The 19,325-nt window shown below is 44.6% G+C and carries 17 protein-coding genes and 2 tRNA genes; 2 read left to right on the plus strand and 17 right to left on the minus strand.

Going from position 1 to position 19,325, the window contains the following annotated elements:
* Window positions 1-13 precede the first annotated feature (13 nt).
* From R7E51_RS19830 to rlmE, 16 genes are all read right to left on the minus strand, one after another.
* On the minus strand, window positions 14-436 hold the full coding sequence (locus tag R7E51_RS19830; RefSeq protein ID WP_005380103.1) for a MarR family winged helix-turn-helix transcriptional regulator: 423 nt from the start codon (window positions 434-436) through the stop codon (window positions 14-16).
* A gap of 99 nt (window positions 437-535) precedes the next feature.
* Window positions 536-1,456, minus strand: a complete 921-nt coding sequence (nlpI, locus tag R7E51_RS19835; protein ID WP_005380101.1) for a lipoprotein NlpI — start codon at window positions 1,454-1,456, stop codon at window positions 536-538.
* A gap of 178 nt (window positions 1,457-1,634) precedes the next feature.
* Window positions 1,635-3,770, minus strand: a complete 2,136-nt coding sequence (pnp, locus tag R7E51_RS19840; protein WP_005380098.1) for a polyribonucleotide nucleotidyltransferase — start codon at window positions 3,768-3,770, stop codon at window positions 1,635-1,637.
* A gap of 292 nt (window positions 3,771-4,062) precedes the next feature.
* Window positions 4,063-4,332: a 30S ribosomal protein S15 gene (gene rpsO, locus R7E51_RS19845; RefSeq protein WP_005380094.1), complete on the minus strand. Its 270-nt coding sequence runs from the start codon at window positions 4,330-4,332 to the stop codon at window positions 4,063-4,065.
* A gap of 141 nt (window positions 4,333-4,473) precedes the next feature.
* Complete coding sequence (gene truB / locus R7E51_RS19850; protein ID WP_005380088.1) at window positions 4,474-5,427, minus strand: tRNA pseudouridine(55) synthase TruB; 954 nt, start codon at window positions 5,425-5,427, stop codon at window positions 4,474-4,476.
* Entirely contained in the window at window positions 5,427-5,822 is a 396-nt protein-coding gene (gene rbfA / locus R7E51_RS19855) for a 30S ribosome-binding factor RbfA (RefSeq protein ID WP_005380087.1), read from the minus strand. Before rbfA ends, truB begins: the two co-directional genes overlap by 1 nt.
* A gap of 114 nt (window positions 5,823-5,936) precedes the next feature.
* Window positions 5,937-8,648: a translation initiation factor IF-2 gene (gene infB / locus R7E51_RS19860; protein WP_005380086.1), complete on the minus strand. Its 2,712-nt coding sequence runs from the start codon at window positions 8,646-8,648 to the stop codon at window positions 5,937-5,939.
* 22 nt (window positions 8,649-8,670) lie between these two features.
* A complete protein-coding gene (gene nusA / locus R7E51_RS19865) occupies window positions 8,671-10,158 on the minus strand; it encodes a transcription termination factor NusA (protein WP_005380084.1) in 1,488 nt (495 codons plus the stop codon).
* 36 nt (window positions 10,159-10,194) lie between these two features.
* Complete coding sequence (gene rimP / locus R7E51_RS19870) at window positions 10,195-10,650, minus strand: ribosome maturation factor RimP (protein ID WP_005386424.1); 456 nt, start codon at window positions 10,648-10,650, stop codon at window positions 10,195-10,197.
* A gap of 225 nt (window positions 10,651-10,875) precedes the next feature.
* A tRNA-Met gene (locus R7E51_RS19875) sits at window positions 10,876-10,952 on the minus strand.
* Between the two features lie 56 nt (window positions 10,953-11,008).
* Window positions 11,009-11,092, minus strand: a tRNA-Leu gene (locus R7E51_RS19880).
* A gap of 16 nt (window positions 11,093-11,108) precedes the next feature.
* Entirely contained in the window at window positions 11,109-11,447 is a 339-nt protein-coding gene (gene secG, locus R7E51_RS19885) for a preprotein translocase subunit SecG (protein WP_005380080.1), read from the minus strand.
* A gap of 220 nt (window positions 11,448-11,667) precedes the next feature.
* Window positions 11,668-13,008: a phosphoglucosamine mutase gene (gene glmM, locus R7E51_RS19890; RefSeq protein ID WP_005388992.1), complete on the minus strand. Its 1,341-nt coding sequence runs from the start codon at window positions 13,006-13,008 to the stop codon at window positions 11,668-11,670.
* Between the two features lie 19 nt (window positions 13,009-13,027).
* A complete protein-coding gene (gene folP, locus R7E51_RS19895; RefSeq protein WP_017820419.1) occupies window positions 13,028-13,858 on the minus strand; it encodes a dihydropteroate synthase in 831 nt (276 codons plus the stop codon).
* A 52-nt stretch (window positions 13,859-13,910) separates the two neighbouring features.
* A complete protein-coding gene (ftsH, locus tag R7E51_RS19900) occupies window positions 13,911-15,884 on the minus strand; it encodes an ATP-dependent zinc metalloprotease FtsH (RefSeq protein ID WP_021034025.1) in 1,974 nt (657 codons plus the stop codon).
* 108 nt (window positions 15,885-15,992) lie between these two features.
* Window positions 15,993-16,622 carry a 23S rRNA (uridine(2552)-2'-O)-methyltransferase RlmE gene (gene rlmE, locus R7E51_RS19905; RefSeq protein WP_005388985.1) on the minus strand — a complete coding sequence of 210 codons (630 nt, stop codon included), beginning with the start codon at window positions 16,620-16,622 and terminating at the stop codon, window positions 15,993-15,995.
* Window positions 16,623-16,759: 137 nt separating this feature from the next.
* Here rlmE and yhbY point away from each other — a divergent pair, with 137 nt between their 5' ends.
* Window positions 16,760-17,056 carry a ribosome assembly RNA-binding protein YhbY gene (gene yhbY, locus R7E51_RS19910; RefSeq protein ID WP_005380066.1) on the plus strand — a complete coding sequence of 99 codons (297 nt, stop codon included), beginning with the start codon at window positions 16,760-16,762 and terminating at the stop codon, window positions 17,054-17,056.
* Window positions 17,057-17,140: 84 nt separating this feature from the next.
* On the opposite strand, the gene greA is transcribed toward yhbY, so the two are convergent.
* Entirely contained in the window at window positions 17,141-17,614 is a 474-nt protein-coding gene (gene greA / locus R7E51_RS19915; RefSeq protein WP_005380065.1) for a transcription elongation factor GreA, read from the minus strand.
* Window positions 17,615-18,159: 545 nt separating this feature from the next.
* Here greA and R7E51_RS19920 point away from each other — a divergent pair.
* A complete protein-coding gene (locus tag R7E51_RS19920; protein ID WP_005380064.1) occupies window positions 18,160-19,182 on the plus strand; it encodes a porin in 1,023 nt (340 codons plus the stop codon).
* Window positions 19,183-19,325: the final 143 nt, after the last annotated feature.

A 19,325-nucleotide genomic window follows, 5' to 3' on the forward strand; every position in this document is an offset into this window, starting at 1 on the left:
CCTTTGCTTCAGTTTAAAATGACTTATTACTCAATGCTTTATTCAATAAAGCTTGTAACTGTTCAGCTTCTTGCTGATTTAATTGTTGCATCATTTGGTCAGAGATATCTTTGTACACTACCTGCTCCAAAGACATTTTTTCTGCGACTTCTTCCGTAAGCAACACACGCTTAGCACGAGCATCCTCATTACATGCGATGCGTTTCACCAAACCCTTTTTTTCCAAACGCACAACCATTGTCGATGCGGAAGGCTTAGTCACTTGCAGCTCTTCTGCAAGATCGGTTATTCGCACACCCTCAGGGTAAACCTGAATCACACGTAAATAATCGAACTCATTAAAGCTTAGATGTGATAATGGATCTTCTTTGGCATAGACACGCCAAGCTTTGGCGCAAAAACGCTCTAAATCAATCAAGCTTTCTTCTAATGCCATAAAAGCCACCACCACTTAGTTAGCAAGACTAACTATTTTAAATGAGTCACTCATCAAGTTCAATCATAAAAAAAGCCGCTCTCATCGAGCGGCTCTAAATCATTCAATTTCCAGCTTCTTGGCAGCCTTTAACTTGGCCAATCTATCTTGCTGTAATTGATCGTAAATTTGCGCCAACTCCAAGAAAGAATAGCGATGCTCAACATAATCGTAAACGTTGAACGAAATCGCGAGCTTATAAAGTGAGATGGCACTTGCGATATCACCTTCAAGCTGATTACGCTTTCCAAGGTAGAAATACGTTTCCGTCAATCGTTCAGCTAGGCGATAGTTCTCTCTCGTTCCATCCATAATTGCTTTAAGCGCGTCTTCGTCCGAGACGTCTCGCAGCATGATAGCAACAAGAACCCACCCCCACTCTTCACTACGATCTCGTAAATAACGCTGTTGAAGATTGGCTTTTGCTTGCTCTGGATTTTGCTCAGCTTCGATGATGTACAGCCATAATGAACGAAAAGGATCCGTTGGCATTTCTTGATAATGCTTGGTCATATCTTCTAAAGCGAGATCGATTCGGCCACCATAATACAGTGCAATCGCACGGTTGCGCTCAGCATAGGTATTATCAGGAGCCAACTCTATGGTCGAGTCAAACGCTTCATATGCCGCATCAAACTCTCCTACTTGGGTAAAGTATACTCCCAAAAGATTGAAGATGTCCGGCTGAGCAGGATTCAACTGCAAAGACTGGTTAAAGTCCAAACGGGCAAGATCACGTAAACCAACGCTGTCGTAGTAGCTACCGCGCTCATAATGCATTTTAGCGCGCACTTCATCACTAAGGTCGGGACGTTGTAGCAACTGCGAGAGACGCGCGATTTGTACTTCTTGTTGAACACTAGGCTGAAGTGGCACCGCCATCGGTGGATATAACCACTTTTGTGCTGATTGTTGAGAAGTATTTGCACAACCGGTCAGCGCGATAGCAACACATAAAATTGCGGTTTGAAACCATTTCACTAATTGATACTCCTGTTTGGACCGCTCAAGATTTATTTCTCTTAATGCAATATAGGCGATAACCTCGTTTGAGGTTAATACATCGAAACAAACCAAAAAAGGGGAGCGAAAATGCTCCCCTTTTATAACATGCTTTCAGGCCCTTAATCTAATAAAAGGCTGAAAGTCTCATTTTGTCTTACTCGTCTTTAGCAGCTGGTGCTTCAGCAGCAGCTTCTTCAGCTGGCTTTTCTACCGCTTCTTTCATGCTTAGACGTACACGGCCTTGGCGGTCGATTTCAAGAACTTTAACTTGAACTTCTTGACCTTCAGCTAGGTAGTCAGACACTTTCTCTACGCGTTTTTCTGCGATTTGAGAAATGTGTACAAGACCATCTTTGCCTGGAAGAACCGTTACGAATGCACCGAAGTCAGCTAGACGTGCAACTTTACCTGTGTAGATACGGCCCACTTCAACTTCAGCAGTGATCTCTTCGATACGGCGGATAGCTTCTTTCGCAGCAGTGCCTTCAGTTGCAGCAATCTTGATAGTACCGTCGTCTTCGATTTCGATAGTTGTACCAGTCTCTTCAGTTAGAGCACGGATAACTGCACCACCTTTACCGATAACGTCTTTGATCTTCTCAGCGCTGATCTTCATCGTGTGAATACGCGGAGCAAATTCAGAGATGTCTTCACGAGCACCAGAGATAGCTTCATCCATTACAGATAGAATGTGCTTACGTGCGCCTTGAGCTTGGTTAAGCGCAATTTGCATGATTTCTTTAGTGATGCCTTCGATCTTGATGTCCATTTGAAGTGCAGTGATACCAGTGTTAGTACCTGCTACTTTAAAGTCCATGTCACCTAGGTGGTCTTCATCGCCAAGGATGTCAGAAAGTACAACGAAATCGTCACCTTCTTTAACAAGACCCATTGCGATACCAGCAACAGATGCTTTGATTGGTACACCTGCGTCCATAAGTGCAAGAGAAGTACCACATACTGAAGCCATTGAAGATGAACCGTTAGATTCAGTGATTTCCGATACAACACGTACTGTGTATGGGAACTCATCAACAGAAGGCATTACTGCAGCAATACCACGCTTCGCCAGTTTACCGTGGCCGATTTCACGACGCTTAGGAGAACCTACAAAACCAGTTTCACCTACACAGTATGGAGGGAAGTTGTAGTGCAGTAGGAAGTGATCTTTACGCTCACCAGTTAGCTCATCGATGATTTGAGCATCACGCTGAGTACCTAGCGTTGCCGTAACGATCGCCTGAGTTTCACCACGAGTGAATAGCGCGCTACCGTGAGTACGAGGAAGAACACCAGTACGTACATCTAGTGCACGAACCATGTCTTTTTCACGGCCATCGATACGAGGGTTACCTGCAATAATACGGCTACGTACTACTGTCTTCTCTAGATCATGGAAGATAGTGTGGATTTCTTTTGTATCTGCTTCAGGATCTTCAGCAAGAAGAACTTCATTTACTTCCGCAGCGATCTCATGGATGCGGTCGTAACGAGCCATTTTCTCAGTAATTTGGTAAGCTTCAACAAGTTTAGCTTCTGCTAGATCAGCAATCTTATTTTTAAGCGCTGTGTTCTCTTCAGGAGCAACCCAATCCCAAGCAGGAGTTGCAACTTCTGCTTTGAATTCGTTGATAGCTTGAATAGCAACTTGTTGTTGGTCATGACCATAAACAACCGCCGCTAGCATTTCTTCTTCAGTTAGGTTGTCCGCTTCTGACTCAACCATCAGTACTGCTGACTCTGTACCTGCAACAACAAGGTCAAGCTTAGAAGTTTCTAGTTCAGTTTGGCTAGGGTTAAGTACAAGCTGACCATCGATATGACCAACACGCGCCGCACCGATAGGGCCGTTGAATGGAATGCCAGAGATAGCAAGAGCAGCAGAAGTACCGATCATTGTAACGATATCTGGCTGAACATCTGGGTTTACAGACATTACTGTCGCGATAACCTGAACTTCGTTTTTAAACGCGTCTGGGAATAGCGGACGGATTGGACGGTCGATTAGACGAGCTGTTAGCGTTTCGCCTTCAGAAGGACGACCTTCACGTTTGAAGAAGCCGCCTGGGATTTTACCCGCAGCGTAAGTACGCTCTTGGTAGTTAACCGTTAGTGGGAAGAAGTCTTGACCTGCAACGGCTTCTTTTTTACCTACAACAGATACGAATACAGACGTATCATCCATTGTGACCATAACTGCTGCTGTAGCTTGACGTGCAATAACGCCAGTTTCTAAAGTAACTGTGTGGTTACCGTACTGGAACGTTTTAACAACTGGTTTTTCGAACATTGTTATTCCTTGTTTCTAATCTTCCTTTAGTGCTTAAAGAAATCTTAGATGTGTTAATTGACACTCAAGGCATTACGAATCGCGACTAGTAAAAAGAAACTCGGAAATTCCTTTTGAATAGTCGCGACCTTTTGGTCGACGTGGTTGACTGTAATGCTATGAGCTTTTGAGAAAACCTCTTACAAGGTTTAGCCGCCAGTATTATAACGGCATAAGTCTAATTTGGCTAAATTTAGGCAACAAAAAAGGGGCATAAAGCCCCTTTTTAGACAAACTGCTATGCAGTCGCTGATTAGCGACGTAGGCCTAGACGTTTGATTAGGTCTTGGTAGCGAGCTAGGTTTTTACCTTTTAGGTAATCTAGAAGCTTACGACGACGAGAAACCATGCGTAGAAGACCACGACGGCTGTGGTGATCGCCTTTGTGCGCTTTGAAGTGACCTTGTAGGTGGTTGATAGAAGCTGTAAGTAGAGCTACTTGAACTTCTGGTGAACCAGTGTCGCCTTCGCCTTGTGCGTATTCTGCAACGATTGCTGCTTTAGTTTCTGCATTCAGAGACATAATTCTCTCCTAATAAGAGTAGGTTTAAAGTTGTAGCAGCCAATCTCTGATTCAGCCGCTACGCGAAGCGCGGATTATAGGGAAAATTCCTATCTCGTGCAATATAAAAATACCGACACTCAGGTCGGTATTTTCAATCATTTACTTGGATGCAACGTCATCTCGGAACACGACCAATCGCTTAGGAGCGATTTTGCCATCTTCGTTCATTTCGCCAACGCCAATAAACAAGCGTTCTTCACCCATAGTAAGGCGAAGTGAGCCCTCAGTTGGAGCACCAAATACTTGAACGGGCTGCCCATGTTGGACCATATTCGCCAGTTCAGGCACCAAATTGACTTCTGGTAAGTCTTCTACCGCTGTATCCATTGGCAAAAGCAGTGGGTCCAGTAGTTCTCGAGGCGCTCGTTCCTCGCGGTGAGCTTGCTCTAGCAACTCATTTAGTTGCTCAAGTGTTACCATATTCTCGTAAGGGTATTTAGCCACACCAGTACGACGAAGCATAGTTACGTGCGCACCACAACCTAACATTTCGCCCAGATCATCAACGATAGTACGAATATAGGTACCTTTAGAGCAGTGCACTTCCATCTCTACTTCATCGCCTTCAAAACGGTGAAGAACAATCTCATATACCGTGATCTTACGAGATTCACGCGGAACTTCGATGCCTTTACGAGCGTATTCATACAAGGGTTTACCTTGATACTTCAACGCAGAGAACATGGAAGGCACTTGATCAGATTCACCACGGAACTGATCGATGCACGCTTCTAGCTTGTCTAACGTAACATCGACTGGACGCGTCTCTACAACTTCACCATCCGAGTCAGACGTATTGGTACGTTCACCCAGCTTTGCGATCACGCGGTAGCGTTTATCAGAATCAAGAAGAAACTGAGAAAATTTTGTCGCTTCACCCAAGCAAATTGGCAGCATGCCTGTCGCTAATGGGTCCAAGGCTCCAGTGTGGCCTGCTTTCTCGGCAAAGTAGATTCGCTTTACTTTTTGCAGTGCATCATTGGAAGAGATACCTGTTGGTTTGTCCAACAGTATAACGCCATTAATTGGACGACCTTTACGACGACGAGCCATTATTCTTCGTCCTCACGACCAGAATCTTTTTGCTTTTGTTTGTCTGAACTAACGACTTCAGACACTAGGTTAGACATACGCATACCTTCAACAAGCGTATTGTCATAGTGGAAGCGGATTTCTGGCGTTAAACGTAGACGAATACGCTTACCTAACATCATGCGAATGTGCACTTCGTGCTCACGTAGCGCTGCTAGACATGATTCAGGTGTTTGCTCACCCACACATAGGAAGGTCACAAATACTTTTGCGTAAGCTAGGTCACGAGAGACTTCTACGTCTGAGATCGTCACCATGCCAAGGCGAGAGTCACGAACTTCACGTTGAAGGATCATCGCTAGTTCTTTTTGCAGCTGCTGTGCAACGCGCTGCGTGCGGCTAAATTCTTTTGACATATCTTTACTCTTATATAGAAAGAATGGGGGGTTGGTCAAAGCCAGCCCCCCATGGTGTATTCAACAACCAATTACTACTTATCTTTCAAAGACAATATTAGTAATTTTAGTCAATTAGTCTAGAGTACGTTTAATTTCAACGATTTCGAAGACTTCGATTTGGTCACCAACGCGAACATCATTGTAGTTCTTAACGCCGATACCACATTCGTAGCCATTCTTAACTTCTTGAACGTCATCTTTGAAACGACGCAGTGACTCTAGTTCACCTTCGTAAATAACAACGTTATCACGTAGTACACGGATTGGGTTGTTACGCTTGATCACACCTTCTGTAACCATACAACCAGCGATAGCGCCCAGTTTCGGTGACTTAAACACGTCACGAACTTCAGCAAGACCAATGATCTCTTGCTTGAATTCTGGAGCAAGCATACCGCCCATTGCTTGTTTCACTTCGTCAATCAATTGGTAAATGATTGAGTAGTAACGTAAGTCAACAGCTGCGGCTTCAACAGCACGACGAGCAGAAGCATCTGCACGAACGTTAAAGCCAAGGATGATTGCGTTTGAAGCTTCCGCTAGTACTACGTCAGTTTCCGTAATACCACCAACACCAGAACCAACGATGTTCACTTTAACTTCGTCAGTAGATAGCTTAACTAGTGAGTCTGCGATTGCTTCTACAGAACCTTGAACGTCTGCTTTAAGTACAACGTTAAGTTCAGCAACTTCACCAGCAGTCATGTTAGAGAACATGTTCTCTAGTTTAGATTTCTGCTGACGAGCAAGTTTCACTTCACGGAACTTACCAGCACGGTAGTTAGCTACTTCACGCGCTTTACGCTCGTCACGAACTACTGTTGCTTCATCACCTGAAGATGGTACACCTGAAAGACCTAGGATCTCTACAGGGATAGATGGGCCAGCCGAAGTAATTTCTTTACCTAGCTCATCACGCATTGCACGAACACGGCCGTATTCTTGACCACAAAGAACGATGTCGCCTTTGTTTAGTGTACCTGATTGAACAAGTACTGTTGCAACTGGACCACGACCTTTATCTAGGCGAGATTCAACAACAACACCAGATGCCATGCCTTCAGCTACAGCTGTAAGTTCAAGAACTTCAGACTGAAGAAGGATTGCTTCTAGAAGACCATCGATGTTTGTACCCTGTTTAGCAGAGATGTGAACGAACATGTTCTCACCGCCCCACTCTTCAGGAATAACGTCGTATTGAGCAAGCTCGTTCTTAACGTTATCTGGGTTCGCGTCTTCTTTATCGATCTTGTTCACAGCAACAATTAGAGGAACGCCTGCCGCTTTCGCGTGCTGAATCGCTTCTACTGTTTGTGGCATTACGCCATCGTCTGCTGCAACTACAAGAACAACGATATCTGTCGCTTGAGCACCACGAGCACGCATTGCAGTAAACGCTGCGTGTCCAGGAGTATCAAGGAACGTGATCATGCCGTTGTCTGTTTCAACGTGGTACGCACCAATGTGCTGAGTAATACCACCCGCTTCGCCAGAAGCAACGTGTGTGCGACGGATGTAGTCAAGTGTTGACGTTTTACCGTGGTCAACGTGACCCATGATAGTAACAACTGGAGCACGTGGAACTGCTTCCGCGTTAGTGTCACGGTCAGATAGTACCGCTTCTTCCAGTTCGTTCTCTTTACGAAGAACTACTTTATGGCCCATTTCTTCAGCAACAAGTTGTGCTGTTTCTTGGTCGATCACTTGGTTGATAGTCGCCATAGCGCCCATCTTCATCATTACTTTGATAACTTCTGTCGCTTTAACCGACATCTTGTTAGCAAGTTCTGATAGAACGATCGTTTCGCCAATTACAACGTCTTGCTTAGCAACCGTTGCTGACTTATCAAACCCGTGCTGCATTGAAGTCGGCTTAGCAAGTTTGCCCTTACGACCTCTACCGCCACGTTGGTTGTTACGGCCACCGCGAGCTTGGTCGTCTTTACCCGAAGCTGCTTTTTTCTTCTTACGACGACCGCCTTCTACTTTGCGATCTGCTTCATCTTCGGCTTCACGTGCGTATTGTGAAGTCGTTACATGGTAATCTGTATCTTCCATATCACCCTTTTTCTCTTCTGCAGCAGACCAACGCTCTTTATTCTTTTCAGCCAATTCGCGAGCTTCTTCAAGCTTGCGCTGACTTTCCTCTTCAGCCTTACGCTTAGCTTCTTCTTCCTGACGACGTTTAAGCTCGTCGGCCTCTTTTCGCGCTGCTTCTTGCTTAATTTTCTCTTCAGCATCACGCTTTGCTTTTTCTTCAGCATTACGTTGTGCATTCGTATCTACGTCTCGCTTCGCTTTTTCTTCAGCTTCACGTTTCGCTTTTTCTTCCGCTTCACGTTTTGCAGCTTCTTCAGCTTCACGTTTCGCAGCTTCTTCAGCTTCACGTTTTGCAGCTTCTTCTGCTGCACGTTTTGCTGCTTCTTCTGCTTCACGTTGTGCTGCTTCTTCAGCTTCACGTTTCGCTTCATCTTCAATTGTGCTGCGCTTCACGTATGTACGTTTTTTGCGCACCTCAACCTGAACATTCTTACTCTTACCACCACCCGCGTTCACACTAAGTGTACTACGAGTTTTACGCTGAAGCGTAAGGCGAGTCGGCTCTGAATCACCTGATTTATCACCGTGTTCTTTCTTTAAATGAGAGAGAAGCTTCTGCTTCTCTTCATCAGTAACATTGTCAGAGCTCGCCTTTTTAATGCCAGCGTCAGCAAGTTGTTCAATCAAGCGGTCGACTGGCGTACCAATCTCATCACTCAGTGCTTTAACTGTTAATTGTGTCATGCCGCTTCCTCCTTGCCGAAAATTATGCTTCTTCGCCGAACCAACAGATGTTACGTGCGGCCATAATTAGCTCACCTGCACGTTCTTCGGTCAGGCCTTCGATACCTTCTAAATCGTCAATACCTTGGTCAGCAAGATCTTCCAGTGTCGCTACACCTTTCGCTGCCAATTTAAATGCCATCTCACGCTCAAGACCTTCAAGTGCAAGTAGGTCCTCAGCTGGTTCTAGACCTTCAAAAGACTCTTCTTGTGCTAGTGCGATCGTCGTTAGTGCATCTTTTGCACGTCCACGAAGCTCTTCGATTAGTTCTTCATTCAAACCATCGATTTCTAGTAGCTCGTTAACTGGCACGTATGCGATTTCTTCTAGCGTTGAGAAACCTTCTTCAACAAGAAGTTGAGCGAAGTCTTCTTCAATATCTAGGTACTTCATGAAGTTTTCAATAGATGCTTGTGATTCTTCAGCGTGTTTCTTCTGAAGATCAGCAACTGTCATAACATTCAGTTCCCAACCGGTTAGTTGAGATGCTAGACGCACGTTTTGACCGTTACGACCAATAGCTTGCGCTAGGTTGTCAGCTTCAACTGCGATGTCCATTGAGTGTGCATCCTCATCAACGATGATAGAAGCAACATCAGCTGGCGCCATTGCGTTGATAACGAATTGAGCTGGGTTATCATCCCAAAGAACGATATCGATACGCTCACCACCAAGTTCGCCAGAAACAGCTTGTACACGTGCACCACGCATACCAACACACGCACCTACAGGGTCGATACGTTTGTCATTTGTTTTGACAGCGATCTTAGCGCGAGAACCAGGATCACGTGCTGCGCCTTTAAGCTCGATAATATCTTCTGCGATTTCAGGCACTTCAACACGGAACAGTTCTGCCAACATTTCTGGCTTAGAACGAGTGATGAACAATTGGAAACCACGTGCTTCAGGCGCGACTTTGTAAAGAAGACCACGTACGCGGTCGCCTGGACGGAAGTTTTCACGAGGAAGTTGGTCATCACGCAGGATTACCGCTTCAGCGTTATTACCAAGATCAAGCACGATTGTGTCACGGTTTACTTTTTTCACGACACCAGTGATTAGATCACCTTCATTGTCGATGAACTGTTCAACGATTTGTGCGCGCTCAGCTTCACGAACTTTTTGAACGATAACTTGCTTAGCAGTTTGAGTCGTAATACGGTCAAACGTTACTGATTCGATTTCGTCTTCTACGTAGTCGCCAAGCTCGATTGAGTCATCTTCGTATTGCGCTGCTTCTAGTGAGATCTCTTTTGTAGGGTTCTCAACGTCATCAACAACTAACCAACGGCGGTAAGTTACAAACTCACCGGTTTTACGGTCAATGGCAACACGTACGTCGATTTCGATTTCGTATTTTTTCTTTGTAGAAGTTGCTAGAGCAATCTCAAGAGCCTCAAAGATACGCTCACGAGGTACCGCTTTTTCGTTCGATACCGCTTCTGCTACCGCTAAAATTTCTTTACTCATTGTATTTAGCCTCTAAGCTTAAACTTTTTTAGGGAACTAAAATTTAGGGATCAGGTTAGCTTTGGAAATGTTACTTAGAGCAAACTCTTCTTGCTGACCGTCTACAGTAATTGTCACTGTTTCGCCATCAACACCGTGGATAATACCTTTCCACTTACGACGGTTTGCTACAGCCATTTTCAATACGATGCTGACCTCGTGACCAATAAATTGCTCGTAATGTGCTGCTTTAAAAAGTGGTCTTTCTAAACCTGGAGAAGACACTTCTAGGCTGTAAGCAACAGAAATTGGATCTTCAACGTCTAAAACTGCACTAACTTGGTGGCTAACTTCTGCACAGTCGTCTACGTTAATACCATTTTCATGGTCAATGTAGATACGTAACGTTGAGTGCGCGCCTGCACGAATGAATTCTAATCCAACTAACTCATAACCTGATGCCGCTACTGGCGCGTCAAGCATTTCAGTAAGTTGTCTTTCTAAACCAGTCATTTAACCACTCCAGAAACAAAAAAAGGGCTCAGAGCCCAATCAAAAAACCAAGCAGTATCTGAGCTATTTCAAAAAGCTCAGATAACAAAAAACCCCGATAGTCGGGGTTTTATGCTGCTGGACCCTGATACGTTAAGAATAGCCAACAATTGCTTTTCTTAACTCGTAGTGTGGTTAGCACTACGCAAACTTGCCAATCTACGATTTCCTTTTAAAGAAAGAGATTGGTTGCGGGGGCCGGATTTGAACCGACGACCTTCGGGTTATGAGCCCGACGAGCTACCAAGCTGCTCCACCCCGCGTCCGACTTGCTGAGCATTATACTCGCAAACAAGTGATTTACAAGTTTGTAAATACATGGTGCCGAGAGAGGGACTCGAACCCTCACACCTAAGGCACTAGCACCTCATGCTAGCGTGTCTACCAATTTCACCATCTCGGCATCAAAACCTTACAGCTTATTGAGGAATTTCATCACCCGCAGGGGCAGGAACTTCACTCGCTGCATCCTTAACTTGTTCAACAACTGGTTGACCTAACGTTGGGTCTACCCATTGTGATTCAGTCTGGTGCGTAGACATACGACCAAGTAACAAGCTAACGATAAAGAATACGGTTGCTAAAATAGCAGTTGTTCGGGTTAAGAAATTACCTGAGCCGCCAGCACCAAACACTGTGTTTGAAGCACCAGCACCGAACGAGGCTCCCATATCTGCGCCTTTACCTTGTTGAATCAACACAAGGCCAATCACACCAAGCGCTGCCAACAGGTAAATCACAAGTAGAACTGAAAACATTTTTTCCACCTATGTTCCAAATTGTTGAGCCAGCGCCGTTCAAAAGAATAAATCATTATGAACAAGGCTAGCGACCTCCTAACGGGAGGCGGAGCAATACTAGCGAAAGCCAGTAACGCTGACAAGGGAAAATTAGTAAAAAATCAATGCCAATGCGTTAAGCGCTCAAAAAAAGGGCAAAAGATGCCCTTTTCATTCAAGACATGCTTTAACGCAATGATTAACAACTTGCTTTAACAGCCTCAGCGATTTTCAATGCTGAGTGTTGAACTAGTTCACCATCTTCGCCTTCCACCATAACGCGGATCAAAGGCTCAGTGCCAGACTTACGCAGCAGTACACGCCCTTTATCACCAAGTGTCGCCTCTACTTCAGCGACAGCGTTTAATACAGCTGTAGCTTCAAGAGGGTTACTTTCTCCTGAGAAACGGACATTTTCTAAAACCTGAGGATATAATGTCATTCCTTGCGATAGTTCATATAAAGACATATCGCTGCCAATTACAGAAGCAAGTACTTGAAGTGCAGCAACAATCGCATCGCCGGTTGTGACTTTATCTAATAAGATCACATGGCCTGAGTTTTCAGCACCAATTTTCCAACCTTTTTCTAGCAGTTGCTCCATGACATAACGGTCACCAACAGCAGCACGTACAAACGGAATGCCTAGCTGCTTTAAACCATTTTCCATACCCAAGTTAGTCATTAGTGTACCAACAACACCACCCTTTAGCTCACCACGACGAAGTGCATCACGAGCGATGATATAAGCAATTTGGTCACCATCAACTTTGTTACCTAGGTGGTCGACCATAATGATGCGGTCACCATCACCATCAAATGCGAGACCAAGATGCGCTTGCTCTTCAACAACACGCTGTTGAAGAGCTCGTACGTCTGTTGCGCCCACTTTTTCATTAATGTTGATGCCGTTAGGCTCTACGCCCATAGCGATAACTTCTGCCCCAAGTTCTTTGAAAACATTTGGAGCGATGTGGTACGTTGCACCGTGCGCACAGTCTACTACGATCTTAAAGTTCGCAAGGCTCAACTCAGATGGGAAAGTACTCTTACAGAATTCGATGTAACGACCAGCTGCATCATTTAGGCGGGTTGCTTTACCAAGCTCAGCAGACTCCACACATTCAATTTCTTTATCTAACTCAGCTTCGATCGCCAATTCGATATCGTCAGGTAGCTTAGTACCCTCAGAAGAAAAGAATTTAATGCCGTTGTCGTAATATGGGTTATGTGATGCAGAAATCACAATACCAGCCTCGGCACGGAAAGTCTGAGTTAAATATGCCACAGCTGGAGTTGGCATGGGACCAGTAAATGTTGCTTTAAGTCCCGCAGCTGCAAGGCCAGCCTCTAGTGCAGATTCAAGCATATAACCTGAAATACGTGTATCTTTACCTATGATAACTTTCTTTGTGCCTTGTTTCGCTAGTACACGACCAGCAGCCCAGCCAAGCTTAAGTACGAAGTCTGGAGTGATTGGGTATTGTCCTACTTTACCGCGCACACCGTCAGTACCAAAGTAACGTCTTTCATTCGACATAAACTTTCCTTTATTATTTTTAAATATTGTTTTTCGTCATCTCAACAACTTTCATCGCTTCGATTGTCTCTTCAAAGTCATGCACGCGAATGATCTGCGCGCCTTTCATCGCGGCAATCGTAGCACAAACGACACTTGCGTTCGTACACTCTGCCGCTGGCTTGTCTAACAGTTTGAAGATCATGGATTTACGAGACATGCCAGCCAAAATAGGCAGGCCGAATTCATGAAACTTTTCAAGATGAGCAAGCATATGATAATTGTGTTCGATTGTTTTGCCAAAGCCAAACCCAGGATCGAGAATCAGTTGAGATTTATCAATCCCTGCTGCTTCACACGCCGCGATACGTTCTTCTAGAAAAGCCGACACGTCCCCCATTAAATCATCATAATGAGGGTCAACTTGCATGGTCCTAGGCTGACCTTTCATATGCATCAGACAAATTGGAAGGTTTGCTTCTGCTGCGACTTCCAGAGCACCTGGCTCTTGCAGCGAACGGATGTCATTGATCAAATCAGCCCCAGCATCAATTGCTTGACGCATCACTTCTGCTTTACTGGTGTCAACGGAAATCCACACATCATACTTTTCACGAATGGCTTTGATTACTGGGACAACACGCCTAAGCTCTTCTTCCAAAGACACATCCGGTGCACCAGGTCTTGTCGATTCACCACCAACATCAACAATACTTACACCAGCCTTTATCATTTTATCAACTTGAGCAAGAGCAAGTTCAATTGAGTTGTATTTACCGCCATCCGAAAAGGAATCCGGTGTCACATTTAGAATGGCCATGACATGTGGACGCGAAAGGTCCAAAGATTTGTTATTTGCTGTAATCATCATCATAAACACAAAAACCCCGAGATAACTCGGGGTTTAATATTATCGATACTCTTTATTCAGAGTCTTTCTTTTCAGGCGCTTCGTTAGAAGTTGTATCAGAAGAGCTAGGCTGTTCTGCATCTTTCGCAGTATCCGTTGCTTCTTCTTTAACTTCTTGCTTTGCTTGAGGCTTGTCGCTGTCTTCTGGTTTGCTTGCTGAGTTATCACTCCAGCCCGCAGGCTCACGAATTTCAGCTTTGCGCTCCATTAAGTCATCAATCTGGCGAGCATCAATGGTTTCATACTTCATCAGCGCATCTTTCATCGCATGCATGATATCCATGTTCTCTTGAAGAATCTTCTTCGCACGATCGTAGTTGCGGTCAATGATCTGACGAACTTCGTCATCAATCAACTTCGCTGTATCGTCAGACACATGTTTAGTCTGAGTTACACTACGTCCTAAGAACACTTCGCCTTCATCTTCTGCATACAGCAGAGGGCCAAGCTTTTCAGAGAAACCCCATTGAGTAACCATCTTACGAGCAATATCTGTTGCGCGCTCGATATCATTAGAAGCACCGGTTGATACTTTGTCAGCACCGTAGATAAGTTCTTCTGCTAAACGACCACCGTACAAGCTAGAAATCATTGATTCTAGGTGTTGGCGAGACATGCTCACGCGGTCCTGCTCTGGAAGGTACATTGTTACACCCAACGCACGACCACGTGGAATGATAGACACTTTGTACACTGGATCGTGTTCAGGAACCAAGCGACCAACAATCGCGTGACCAGCTTCGTGGTATGCGGTTGACTCTTTCACTTCCTCAGACATCACCATTGAACGGCGCTCAGCACCCATCATGATTTTGTCTTTCGCCAGTTCAAACTCAACCATAGAAACGTTGCGCTTGTTACCGCGCGCAGCAAACAAGGCTGCTTCGTTAACTAAGTTTGCTAGGTCAGCACCAGAGAAGCCTGGAGTACCACGTGCGATGAGAGAAGGCTCTACATCACCCGCTAGAGGGACCTTACGCATGTGAACTTTTAGGATCTGTTCACGGCCACGTACATCTGGAAGACCAACTACCACTTGACGGTCAAAACGACCAGGACGCAGTAACGCAGGGTCCAGCACATCCGGACGGTTAGTCGCAGCGATAACGATAATACCTTCGTTACCTTCGAAACCATCCATCTCAACGAGCATTTGGTTTAGTGTTTGTTCACGTTCATCATGACCACCACCAACACCTGCGCCACGTTGACGACCTACCGCATCGATCTCATCGATAAAGATGATACAAGGTGCGGCTTTCTTTGCTTGTTCAAACATGTCACGCACACGAGATGCACCAACACCAACGAACATTTCTACGAAATCAGAACCAGAGATAGTAAAGAATGGTACTTTCGCCTCACCGGCAATGGCTTTCGCTAGAAGCGTTTTACCCGTACCAGGAGGACCAACCATTAGAACACCCGTTGGAATCTTACCGCCCAGCTTTTGGAAGCGGCTTGGATCGCGTAGGTAGTCCACCAGCTCTTTCACGTCTTCTTTTGCTTCGTCACAACCTGCAACGTCAGCAAAAGTTGTCTTGATTTGTTCTTCGCTCATCATTCGAGCTTTGCTCTTACCAAAAGACATGGCGCCTTTACCACCGCCGCCTTGCATTTGACGCATGAAGAAAATCCATACACCAATTAGTAAGATCATTGGGAACCAAGAGATGAAGATAGTACCAAGCAAGCTTTGCTCTTCTGGAGGCGTGCCTTGTACTTTCACGTTTTGGTTAATTAGGTCATCTAGAAGCTTTTGGTCATACACTGGCATGTAAGTGACCATTTTGGCACCGCCGCCACGACGAACAAAGCTAATTTCACCGTCTTTAAAAGTTGCTTCTTGAATCTGGCCTTGGCCAACTTCCTGTACAAACGTGGTGTAATCCACGGTTCTGCCATTGCTTTCTCCAGGGCCAAAGCTCTGGAATACCGACATCAATACGACGGCGATAACAAGCCACAGAATTAAATTTTTTGCCATGTCACTCAAGGTGTAAGCCTCTCGATAACTAATTGTAATTAAAGGTAGGGTACTACAGTTCATTAACTGTAGCTATAGTGTTAACACGCTCTCAAGAGAGCAAAATGGTTAACCTTTGTAACCAGTGGCTACGACGAAGACCTCTCGAGAGCGGGCTCGCGATGAGTCTGGTTTTCTAATTTTTACGGCTTTAAACATGTCTCGGACTTCTTTCACATACTGATCGAAGCCTTCCCCTTGGAAAACCTTTACGACAAAGCTACCATTAGGCGCTAGAACTTGTCGACACATATCTAAAGCTAATTCAACTAAATACATAGCGCGAGGTTGATCAACAGAATTGTTTCCCGCGATGTTAGGCGCCATATCAGACATTACTACGTCTACCATGGAAGGTTGGATCCTTTCTAGCAAAGCTTCCAATACTGCATCATCACGAAAGTCGCCTTGTAAAAAGCTAACGCCAGCAATCGGGTCCATAGGAAGCAAGTCACACGCGATGATCTGACCACTGTCCCCTACTATCTTAGCAGCATATTGAGACCATCCGCCCGGCGCAGCCCCCAAGTCGACGACTGTCATTCCAGGCTTTAACAATTTATCTTTCGTTTGAATCTCATCGATCTTGAAATAAGCACGTGAGCGGTAGCCTTTTTTTCGGGCTTCATTCGCGTATTTATCATCAAAGTGTTCTTTCAACCAACGACCAGAACTAGCCGAATGTTTTTGTTTACTCATTTTAATCCCAACAAGGCACAAATTGGAGCTATTGTTTTAATAGGCGCTACCTATTACTCAATAAATTATAGTCTTCAGCAATAGATGGCGTTAAAATAGCTTTTTTCAACCCTTATTTAAAGAAAATTGGCCGCGTAATGAACCTAAGCACCAAACAAAAGCAGCACCTTAAAGGCCTAGCTCACAGTTTAAAACCTGTTGTGCTAATGGGCGCAAATGGACTTACAGAAGCCGTGCTAGCAGAAATTGAAATCGCTCTTAACCATCACGAACTTATCAAAGTAAAAGTTGCTTCGGAAGATCGTGAAACAAAACAGCTAATCATCGACGCTATCGTACGTGAGACGGGCGCTGAAAAAGTTCAGACTATTGGTAAAGTGCTTGTGCTATACCGCCAGTCTGAAGAGCGTAAAATCGAAATCCCTCGTAAGTAACCCTACTTACGTTGCTGAAGAAAAAAGGTCGCCTGAGGCGACCTTTTTGCGTTTTATCAGAGTAGTAATGCTACTCCAAACGACTTAGATATATTCTACTCGGTCAATTTCGAAGTCTTTCGCGCCACCCGGAGTTTGAATAGCAACTTCATCGCCTTCCATCTTACCAATCAGGCCACGAGCAATAGGTGAGCTCACTGAAATGCGACCTGCTTTGATATCGGCTTCGTCATCACCAACGATTTGGTACGTTTTTTCTTCTTCGGTGTCGATATCAATCAAGGTTACGGTTGAACCAAAAATAACTTTACCCGTGTTCTCCATCTTCGTTACATCAATAACTTGAGCAACTGACAGTTTGTATTCAATGTCACGGATTTGTGCTTCACAAATGCCCTGCTCTTCACGAGCGGCGTGATATTCAGCATTCTCTTTTAAATCACCTAGCTCACGAGCTTCAGCAATTGCCTCTGAGATCTGAGGACGTAGTTTAAGTAGACGATCGAGTTCTGCACGTAGCTTTTGCTCGCCACGTAGTGTCATTGGAACTTTTTCCATTTTATAACCTCAAGCCCAAATGGGTCTTTGGACAAAAAAAGCCCACCCTGTCATAGGACTGGGTAGTGCGCTTAAAGATGTATTTCGTTTAGTGTAAACAAACTCCCGGACGAAATCATCTTAATTCGAAAGACAGCAAGACTATGCCTTTTCGGCATAATGATATAACTCACTTTTAGAGCGGTTCTAGGGCGAATCACCTTCTCAATTTATTGAAAAACAACACTGTTCATTACACCAAAAATATCAAAAAAGATAAAAACTAATCAATGTCAGGCCAATGTCATTGCCAATAATTTCAATCAAAAACAGTAATTTAAATAAAAACAACGTACAATTGAACAGTGTTCATCAGTGGGATTTATATCATTTTACTAACTCATACGGAAACTTTAGCAGTAAAACATGTCCAGCGAGTTGTTAGATCAATGGCTTACAAGTGCGAACTATATCGCTCAATTAGTCAATTTTGGACCAACAACTTGTGAGAGATCACCTCTCCCCCATACAACAATGATTATGGACAGCTAACTAGGACAAATAAGATGAAAAAGACTCTAATTGCTCTTTCTGTATCTGCAGCAGCTATGGCAACTGGCGTAAACGCAGCTGAACTTTACAACCAAGACGGTACTTCTCTAGAAATGGGCGGCCGTGCTGAAGCACGTCTATCTATGAAAGATGGCGACGCTCAAGACAAATCTCGCATCCGTCTAAACTTCCTTGGTAAACAAGAAATCAATGACAACCTATACGGTGTTGGTTTCTGGGAAGGTGAATTTGAGACTGCTCAAAACGGTACTGTAGACGGCGACGACAAGAGCGATCTAGAAACTCGTCTTGCTTACGCTGGTCTTGGCGGTGCTTACGGTGAGTTCGCATACGGTAAAACTGAAGGTGCACTAGGCGTTATCACTGACTTCACAGATATCATGGCTTACCACGGTAACTCTGCAGCAGACAAACTAGCTGTATCAGACCGTACAGACAACATGATGGCTTACAAAGGCCAGTTTGAAAACCTAAGCGTAAAAGCAAGCTACCGCTTCGCTGATCGTATGGAAAACAAAAACACTGGTGAGTACTACGACAACAAACAAGACGGTTACTCTCTATCTGCAATCTACGCTCTAGCTGACACTGGTCTTGAGCTAGGTGCTGGTTACGCAGATCAAGACAAAGCTAACGAGTACATGCTAGCTGCATCTTACACAATGTCTGATCTTTACTTCGCTGGTGTATTCACTGACGGCGAGAAAATGGAAGATTCAAACAACAGTAACACAGTTGATTACACTGGTTACGAGCTAGCGGGTGCTTACACTCTAGGCCAAACAGTATTTACAACATCATACAACAATGCAGAAACTAACAACGAAACTTCTGCAAACAACTTCGCTGTTGATGCTTCTTACTACTTCAAGCCTAACTTCCGTGGTTACATTTCTTACAACTTCAACCTGATTGATGCAGGTGACAAGTTTGGTTCAACTGACACTAGCAAAACAGTTGCAACTAAGATCGATGCTGAAGACGAGCTAGCTCTAGGTCTACGTTACGACTTCTAATTCCGGTCTTTGACTAGAATATCGAATGCCCGCTTTAAGCGGGCATTTTTTATACTTCATTTTAAGCAGCGCGCCTTTCTCTCGTGTCTCATTCATGAAGACATTTGAAGCATTTCTTTAGTTACCTAGCATATTGAAAGGAC

Origin of the sequence: Vibrio sp. Vb1166 (genome assembly GCF_033338695.1) — a bacterium.
Lineage (GTDB): Bacteria > Pseudomonadota > Gammaproteobacteria > Enterobacterales > Vibrionaceae > Vibrio > Vibrio alginolyticus.

What these genes read in the sequence shown, in the direction of transcription:
- rbfA (WP_005380087.1), bottom strand. Translation starts at nt 5,822, where the DNA reads ATGTCAAAAGAATTTAGCCGCACGCAGCGCGTTGCACAGCAGCTGCAA.
- infB (WP_005380086.1), bottom strand. Translation starts at nt 8,648, where the DNA reads ATGACACAATTAACAGTTAAAGCACTGAGTGATGAGATTGGTACGCCA.
- rpsO (WP_005380094.1), bottom strand. Translation starts at nt 4,332, where the DNA reads ATGTCTCTGAATGCAGAAACTAAAGCAGCAATCGTTGCAGAATACGCA.
- ftsH (WP_021034025.1), bottom strand. Translation starts at nt 15,884, where the DNA reads ATGGCAAAAAATTTAATTCTGTGGCTTGTTATCGCCGTCGTATTGATG.
- R7E51_RS19920 (WP_005380064.1), top strand. Translation starts at nt 18,160, where the DNA reads ATGAAAAAGACTCTAATTGCTCTTTCTGTATCTGCAGCAGCTATGGCA.
- nusA (WP_005380084.1), bottom strand. Translation starts at nt 10,158, where the DNA reads ATGAGTAAAGAAATTTTAGCGGTAGCAGAAGCGGTATCGAACGAAAAA.
- greA (WP_005380065.1), bottom strand. Translation starts at nt 17,614, where the DNA reads ATGGAAAAAGTTCCAATGACACTACGTGGCGAGCAAAAGCTACGTGCA.
- truB (WP_005380088.1), bottom strand. Translation starts at nt 5,427, where the DNA reads ATGGCTCGTCGTCGTAAAGGTCGTCCAATTAATGGCGTTATACTGTTG.
- secG (WP_005380080.1), bottom strand. Translation starts at nt 11,447, where the DNA reads ATGTTTTCAGTTCTACTTGTGATTTACCTGTTGGCAGCGCTTGGTGTG.
- rimP (WP_005386424.1), bottom strand. Translation starts at nt 10,650, where the DNA reads ATGACTGGTTTAGAAAGACAACTTACTGAAATGCTTGACGCGCCAGTA.
- folP (WP_017820419.1), bottom strand. Translation starts at nt 13,858, where the DNA reads ATGATGATTACAGCAAATAACAAATCTTTGGACCTTTCGCGTCCACAT.
- R7E51_RS19830 (WP_005380103.1), bottom strand. Translation starts at nt 436, where the DNA reads ATGGCATTAGAAGAAAGCTTGATTGATTTAGAGCGTTTTTGCGCCAAA.
- rlmE (WP_005388985.1), bottom strand. Translation starts at nt 16,622, where the DNA reads ATGAGTAAACAAAAACATTCGGCTAGTTCTGGTCGTTGGTTGAAAGAA.
- yhbY (WP_005380066.1), top strand. Translation starts at nt 16,760, where the DNA reads ATGAACCTAAGCACCAAACAAAAGCAGCACCTTAAAGGCCTAGCTCAC.
- pnp (WP_005380098.1), bottom strand. Translation starts at nt 3,770, where the DNA reads ATGTTCGAAAAACCAGTTGTTAAAACGTTCCAGTACGGTAACCACACA.
- glmM (WP_005388992.1), bottom strand. Translation starts at nt 13,008, where the DNA reads ATGTCGAATGAAAGACGTTACTTTGGTACTGACGGTGTGCGCGGTAAA.